Source organism: Mesorhizobium sp. M4A.F.Ca.ET.020.02.1.1, assembly GCF_004022645.1.
Lineage (GTDB): Bacteria > Pseudomonadota > Alphaproteobacteria > Rhizobiales > Rhizobiaceae > Mesorhizobium.
This window is the reverse complement of sequence record NZ_RZOI01000267.1, coordinates 1-7,322: the sequence shown is the minus strand read 5'-3', so window position 1 is coordinate 7,322 and position 7,322 is coordinate 1. Positions and strand designations below refer to the sequence as shown.

General features: G+C 66.8%; 5 protein-coding genes. 4 read left to right on the top strand and 1 reads right to left on the bottom strand.

Annotated elements, in window-relative coordinates; all coding sequences use genetic code 11:
- From EN742_RS17695 to EN742_RS17680, 4 genes are all read left to right on the top strand, one after another.
- The coding region (locus tag EN742_RS17695; protein ID WP_348632861.1) for a GumC family protein at window positions 1–2,167 on the top strand (2,167 nt) is incomplete at its 5' end.
- Between the two features lie 210 nt (window positions 2,168–2,377).
- Window positions 2,378–3,277 (top strand): bifunctional methylenetetrahydrofolate dehydrogenase/methenyltetrahydrofolate cyclohydrolase FolD, encoded by a 900-nt coding sequence (gene folD / locus EN742_RS17690; RefSeq protein ID WP_126056468.1) that lies wholly within the window; start codon window positions 2,378–2,380, stop codon window positions 3,275–3,277.
- Between the two features lie 16 nt (window positions 3,278–3,293).
- Window positions 3,294–4,292: a GlxA family transcriptional regulator gene (locus EN742_RS17685; protein ID WP_126056467.1), complete on the top strand. Its 999-nt coding sequence runs from the start codon at window positions 3,294–3,296 to the stop codon at window positions 4,290–4,292.
- Between the two features lie 114 nt (window positions 4,293–4,406).
- Window positions 4,407–6,071 (top strand): VWA domain-containing protein, encoded by a 1,665-nt coding sequence (locus EN742_RS17680; protein ID WP_128333086.1) that lies wholly within the window; start codon window positions 4,407–4,409, stop codon window positions 6,069–6,071.
- A 73-nt stretch (window positions 6,072–6,144) separates the two neighbouring features.
- On the opposite strand, the gene EN742_RS17675 is transcribed toward EN742_RS17680, so the two are convergent.
- On the bottom strand, window positions 6,145–7,322 hold a 1,178-nt coding region (locus EN742_RS17675), incomplete at its 5' end, for a dihydroxy-acid dehydratase (protein ID WP_189375426.1).

Here is a 7,322-nt window from a genome sequence, read left to right as displayed (position 1 = left end):
CTCGCCCGCCGGCGTCGAGCCGGGCCGATATCAGGCCGATCGGCAGCCGATCGCCAACGAACCGCACGTCGAGGACGGCTGGGCCAAGCGAAGCGACTATGCGCGCGAGGAGCCGGCGGGACTTTCGCAAGGCCACGCGCCTCAGGCCGCGCTCGATCCCCGCCATGCTGCGAACGTGCGGCGGCCCGCCGTCGACGATGCCGACAGCGAGCAGTGGAAGCCGCTGATCGACCCGATGCAGGTCGTGCGCGGCATTGCCCGCTCGAAGGCGCTGATACTCTCGACGACGATCCTCGGCGCGGCCCTCGGCGTCGCAATTGCCTTGTCGACGCCGAAGAAATACGAGGCCACGGCCGAACTCATCGTCGATCCGCGCGACCTCAAGCTCACCGATCGCGATCTCACACAGAACGTGGTCGCCTCCGACGCGACGCTGGCGATCGTCGAGAACCAGGTCCGCGTGCTCACCTCCGGCACGGTCCTCAACAAGGTCGTCGACAAGCTCAATCTCACCAACGATCCCGAGTTCAACGGGCAAGGTTCCGGCGGTCTCGGCGCCATGTCGATGATCCGCTCGATCCTGTCGCGCCACGATGCCGGCGCCGCCGACGATGCCCGCCGGCGCGCGCTCGCCGTCGGCAATCTGGCCGAGAGCCTGTCGGTCGAGCGCGGCGGCAAGACCTTCGTCATCTCGATCGGCGCCACCACCCAGAACGGCGAGAAGTCGGCCCTCATCGCCAACACCATGACCGACGTCTTCCTGCAGACCTTCGGCCAGATCCAGTCCGACACCGCCGGCCGCGCCACCGACGAGCTGACGGCGCGGCTCGACGAATTGCGCAAGGGCGTCGAGGCGGCCGAGCGCAAGGTCGAGGATTACCGGGCCACGCACGACCTCGTCGACGCGCAGGGCCATCTGATCAGCGACGACCAGATGCTGAAGCTCAACGAGCAGCTTTCCGTCGCCCGCGCCCGCACGCTGGAGCTCAACGCGCGGGCGGCTTCGGCGCGTTCGCTCAGCGTCAATTCGGTCCTCACCGGCACCTTGCCGGAAGAGATCAACTCCAACACCATGGGCGAACTGCGCGCGCAATATGCGGCGCTGAAGCAGGAGGCCGATCGCGCCGCCGTCCGGCTCGGCCCGCGCCATCCCGAACTGCAGGCGCTCAGCGCCCAGCTCGCCGGCGCGCGTGACCGCATCGCCGGCGAACTGCAGCGCATCGCTTCTTCGCTGCAGGTCGACCTGAAGCGCTCCGTCCAGCTGGAGCAGGATCTTGCCTCCCGCCTGGCGCAGGCCAAGGTGCAGAGCGGCGACGTCAACAGCGCGCTTGTCTCGCTGCGCGAGCTTGAGCGCGAGGCCGCGGCCAAGCGCTCCGTTTACGAGGCCTTCCTGCTGCGCGCCAAGGAAACCGGCGAGCAGAAGGACATCAACACCGCCAACATCAACGTCATCTCCAAGGCGTTTGCACCGCTCGAGGCGAAAGGACCGTCGCGCGCCGTGATGGCGCTCGCCGGCCTGCTGCTCGGCTTTGCTTCCGGTGTCGGGCTCGGCGCCATGCGTGGCGCCTATGAGAGCCTGCACGAAACCGCGACCTCGCGCTCGCGTCGCCGCGGAAACGACGACCGCAGGCCGGCGGTCGAAGACAAAGTCTATCGGGCGCCGCCGCCTGCTCCGCTGCCGCGGTCGCAGCCGCGCGCCCCATTGCCGCCTCCGCCGCCGCCCGCCGCGACCACCGGGGCCGAACGTTCGGGGCCGGTCGGCGCCCTGCTTTCGGCGGTGCGCGAGATGATGCCCGGCAAAAGGCAAAAGCCCGCCGATCCCGGCAAGGTCACCGAACGCCCCGCGTCCTATCGGCAGCCTCAATTCCAGCAGGATGAGCCGCCTCGGCGGCAACCGATGTACCCCGCTCAGCGGGCGCGGGCCTACGACGATGAGCCCGGTTTTCGGCCGGCACGGCCCGAACAGACAGCGCCGGCTGGCTATGCCAATCCGTCGCCAGCGGCGCAGCCCGGCGGGCAGGGGGCCTACCGGGATCAATTGTCGCCGCAGGTGCAAGACACCGAGGACCAGCAGGGCCAGATCGACGAAATCCGCGAAAGCCTGCGCGAATTCCGCGAAGCGGTGCGCGAGCTCACCGAAAGCCGTTCGAACCGCCGCTATTTCTAAATCCCGCCCCATCCGATAAAAGCGGCCGGTTTCGAGTTTACGGCATGCGACGGCGTTTTGACGGGATTGCCCGTCGGAATTTTCGTGAAAATGCCGCTCGGCATATCGCCCGAACCGCGCGGGTTTCGGGTCTGTGAAACAATGGGACAAGGCGGTCGCATGAATCCCAAGGGATGCGACGTGCGCTGATGGAAGAGTTGAAGGTGGTTCATGGCCGAAGTGATTGACGGAAAGAGCGTCGCCGAAGACGTGGTTGGCAAGGTCAAGGCGCTGACCGCGGAACTGGCGGGCAAGGGCGCGACGAAGCCCGGCCTCGCCGTGGTGATCGTCGGCGAGGATCCGGCGAGCCAGGTCTATGTCGCCTCTAAGTCTCGCACCGCCAAGGAATGCGGCTTCCACTCGCTGCAGCACACGCTGCCGGCCGAGACCTCGGAGGCCGAATTGCTCAAGATCATCGGGGATCTGAACGCAGACCCGTCGATCCACGGCATCCTGGTGCAGTTGCCGCTGCCCGGCCACATCGATTCCGGCAAGGTCATCCAGACCATCGCGCCGGAGAAGGATGTCGACGGCTTCCACTTCATCAATGTCGGCAAGCTCGGCACCGGCGAGCTGGAGACGGCCTTCGTGCCCTGCACGCCGGCCGGCTCGATGCTCCTGATCGAGCGCGTGCGCGGCAAGGACCTCTCCGGCCTCAACGCCGTCGTCGTCGGCCGCTCCAACATCGTCGGCAAGCCGATGGCCAACCTTTTGCTTGCCGCCAATTGCACCGTCACCATCGCCCACAGCCGCACCAAGGACCTGCCGGCGCTTGCCCGCACCGCCGACATCCTGGTCGCCGCCGTCGGTCGTCCGGAAATGGTCAAGGGCGACTGGGTCAAGCCCGGCGCCACCGTCATCGATGTCGGCATCAACCGCATCGCCGCGCCGGAGAAGGGCGAGGGCAAGAGCCGCCTCGTCGGCGACGTCGCCTATGCCGAAGCCGCCAAGGCGGCCGGCGCCATCACGCCGGTGCCTGGCGGCGTCGGGCCGATGACCATTGCCATGCTGATGGCGAACACTGTAGCTTCCGCCTACCTTGCGGCCGGGTTGAAGCGGCCGTCCTTCTGACCGGGAAGCAGTCTACTTGCCGAACCATTCAATTCCCATCGAACGGCCGGTCGCGAACGATTCCGTTCAGGGTGGTCGTCAGTTCGGGTTCCTGCTGGTCGACAAGTTTTCGATGTTCTCGCTGGCCGCGGCGATCGACTGCTTTCGCTCGGCCAACCGCTTGCTTGGCCGCGATGTCTATGGCTGGACGACCATATCGGCGGATGGCGACGCCGTCATGGCCTCGAACGGCCTCCCGCTGAAGATCGATTATTCCGTCGCTGATATGCCGCCGGTCGACATCCTGTTCGTGTCGGTCGGCCTCTCCATCGAATTCCCGGGCAAGAGCAAGGTGCTGGCGGCGCTGCGCAGCTGGGGCAGGCGGGGCAATGCGCTCGGCGCGCTGTCGGTCGGCTCCTATCTGCTTGCCGAGGCCGGCCAGCTCGACGGCTATCGCTGCACCATCCATTGGGAGAACCGCGCCGGCTTCATGGAGCGTTTCCCGGACATCAACTGCACCGGCAATGTCTTCGAGATCGACCGCAAGCGTTACACCTGCGCCGGCGGCACCACCTCGATCGACCTGATGCTGGAGATCGTGCGCACGGATTTCGGCTCCAACCTCGCCAACGGCGTCGCCAACCAGTTCCAGCACGAGCGTATCCGCTCGGCCGGCGACCGCCAGCGCGTCGGCCCGGAACGCGACCTCACCGGCAAGTCGGAGAAGCTCAGGCGCATCGTCGAGCTGATGGCCGATCACCTCGACGAGCCGCTGTCGGCGGTGCAGCTTGCCAAGTCGGCGGGCCTGTCGGTGCGCCAGGTCGAGCGCCTGTTCCTGCGCCATTTGAGCGTCACCCCGGGGCGTTACTACATGAGGCTCAGGCTCGAGCGGGCGCGCGAACTGCTGCGCCAGACCAACATGCCGATCCTCGACGTGGCGATCGCCACCGGCTTCACCTCGCACTCCTATTTCGCGCAGAGCTATCGGCTGCAGTTCGGCCGACCGCCGTCGGAAGAGCGCCGCACCACCTACTGAGCATGAGCCGCCGTCCCTGGTGCCTGTGCGCAAGGCCGTGTGCGGACTTGTGTCCCAAGGCCGGGTCAAATACCTTTCCCGCCGCGGACCAGAGGGGTTTCCTAGGAGAGTTTCATGATGCGATTGGCACGGAGCGTCGCCACGGCGATCCTCCTTTTGTCGACGACCACGCTTGGCCTTGCCGCCAACAAGGTCATCATCATTCTTGATGCCTCGGGCTCGATGTGGGCGCAGATCGACGGCAGGCCGAAGCTCGAGATCGCCCGCGAATCGCTGCGTACCGTGCTGCAGTCGGTGCCGGCCGACGACGAGATAGGCTTCATGGCCTACGGCCATCGCCAGAAGGGCAGTTGCGAGGACATCGAGCTGATCGTGCCGCCGCAGGCGGGTTCGGCGAGCGCCATTTCGGCCGCCGCCGACAGCATGAAGTTCGTCGGCAAGACGCCGCTGACAGCAGCCGTCAAGCAGGCGGCCGAGGCGCTGAAATACACCGAAGACAAGGCAACCGTCGTCCTCATCACCGACGGGCTCGAGACCTGCGGCGGCGACCCTTGCGCGCTCGGCAAGGAACTGGAGGCTTCCGGCGTCGACTTCACCGCTGACGTCGTCGGCTTCGGCCTGACCGCCGACGAAGGCAAGCAGATCGCCTGCCTCGCCGCGAACACCAGCGGCAAGTACATCCAGGCCTCGGACGAAAAGGCGCTGCAGGAAGCGCTGGTCGAGACCGTGGCGGCGCCGGCCCCGGCACCCGCCCCCGAACCTGCTCCGGCCCCAGCGCCGGCTCCGGAACCGGCCAAGCCGGAATTCAACTTCATGCCGAGCGTCATCCTGGCCGAAGGCGGTCCGGACATCAGCGACAACAGCAATGCCTGGGAGATCTACAAGGCCAACGCCGACGGCACGCGCGGCGATCAGGTAATGACCGAGTACGGCGAGCTCAAGACCCATCTCGAGCCGGGCGACTACATCGTCGTCGGTCGCGCCGACGAGGCCAAGGTCGAGCAGAAGCTCAAGGTCGAGGCCGGCCAGGTCTACAAGCCGCTGTTCACGCTGAATGCCGGCACGCTGGTCATCCATCCGCACGCCAGCCAGGGCGCCGAGATCAGCGGCGAGGCCCGCGTCGATTTCGCCTATCCGGGCGGCAGCACCACCCATTATGGCGACGCCAGGGCCACCGTGCCCGCGGGCGAGCAGAAGGTGACGGTGCAGATCGGCGCCGGCACGGTGACCGAGACCGTCCAACTGGCCGCCGGGCAGACCGTCGAAAAGGATGTCGTCGTCGGCGTCGGTCATGCCGTGCTCAACGCCTATTATACGGCGGGCGGCGACAAGGCCGACAATTCGGGCATCGGCTTCGAGATCGTCAAGGCCAAGAAGAAGATCGACGGCACGCGCGAAAGCGTCGAGCACTCTTACGGGCCGGACAGCAAGTTCTGGCTGCCGCCGGACGACTATGTCGCGATCACCACGTTCGATATCGCCGTGGTCGAGCAGCCCTTCAGCATCAAGGCCGGCGACAATCAGGACATCAAGGTGACGCTGGACGCCGGCGTGCTCGCCATGTCGGCGCCCGGCGCCTACTCGATCGAGGTGTTGTCGTCGAAGAAGGACATCGAGGGCAAGCGCAAGTCGCTCGGCCTGAGCTATGGCGACAGCTGGCAGCAGACCATTCCGGCAGGCGACTATGTCGTCGTGCGCCACGCGTCCGATCAGGGCCAGGACAAGGAGACGCCGGTGACGGTGAAGGCCGGCGAACGCGCCGAGATCACCGTTCAATAGGCAGCGCTTCCGTCTCCTGGAGAAAAAGGGGCGGCCGCTGAGCCGCCCCTTTTTCTTGGATGGAATTGTCGACTCAAGCGTTGCCGAACGCGGCGGCGCCGTGGTCGGCGCGGCCGACGAGCTGCCGGAACCCGGCGAACAACTCGCGGCCGAAGCCGAACTCGTTGCCGATGAGGTCGGCATCCGCCGTGCGCCGCAGCGCGAATTCCGCGCCGGGCACCAGCACTTCCAGCGTGCCGGCATCGGCGTCGAGCCGGATTATGTCACCGTCATGGATCCTGGCGATCGGGCCGTCCTCGACCGCTTCCGGCGTCACATGAATCGCCGCCGGCACCTTGCCGGAAGCGCCCGACATGCGCCCGTCGGTCACCAGCGCGACGCGCTGGCCGCGATCCTGCAGGATGCCGAGCACGGTGGTCAGCTTGTGCAGCTCCGGCATGCCGTTGGCTTTCGGCCCCTGGAAGCGGATGACGGCGATGAAGTCGCCCGTGAGCGTGCCGGCCTTGAAGGCGTCGTTCAGCCCTTGCTGGCTGTCGAACACTTTTGCAGGCGCCTCGATGACGCGCCTTTCCGGCTTCACGGCGGACGTCTTGATGACCGCGTGGCCGAGATTGCCGCCAAGCACCTTCAGGCCGCCGGTCGGCTGAAACGCCTTCTTGAAAGGTGCCAGCACCTTTTCGTCGCCGCTTTCCAACGGCGAGGCCTCGCGCACCACGCCGCCATCGGCGCCGAGCCTGGCCTCGACCGCGTAGGGACGTAGGCCTTCGCCCCACACCGTCTGCACATCCTCGTGCAGAATGCCTTCGTCGAGCAGTTCGCGGATCAGGAAGCCGAGCCCGCCCGCGGCGTGGAAATGGTTCACGTCGGCAAGCCCGTTCGGATAGACGCGGGCTAGCAGCGGCACCGCTTCCGACAGGTCCGAGATGTCCTGCCAGGTCAGCGCGATGCCGGCGGCGGCGGCCATGGCGATCAGGTGGATCGTGTGGTTGGTCGAGCCGCCGGTCGCATGCAGGCCGACGACGCCGTTGACGATCGAGCGCTCGTCAATCATGCGGCCGACCGGCGTATAGTCATTGCCGAGCGCGGTGATCGACAGCGCGCGCCGCGCCGCTTCCCTGGTCAGCGCGTCGCGCAGCGGCGTGCCGGGATTGACGAAGGAGGCGCCTGGCGTGTGCAGGCCCATGATCTCCATCAGCATCTGGTTGGAGTTGGCGGTGCCGTAGAAGGTGCAGGTGCCCGGCCCGTGATAGG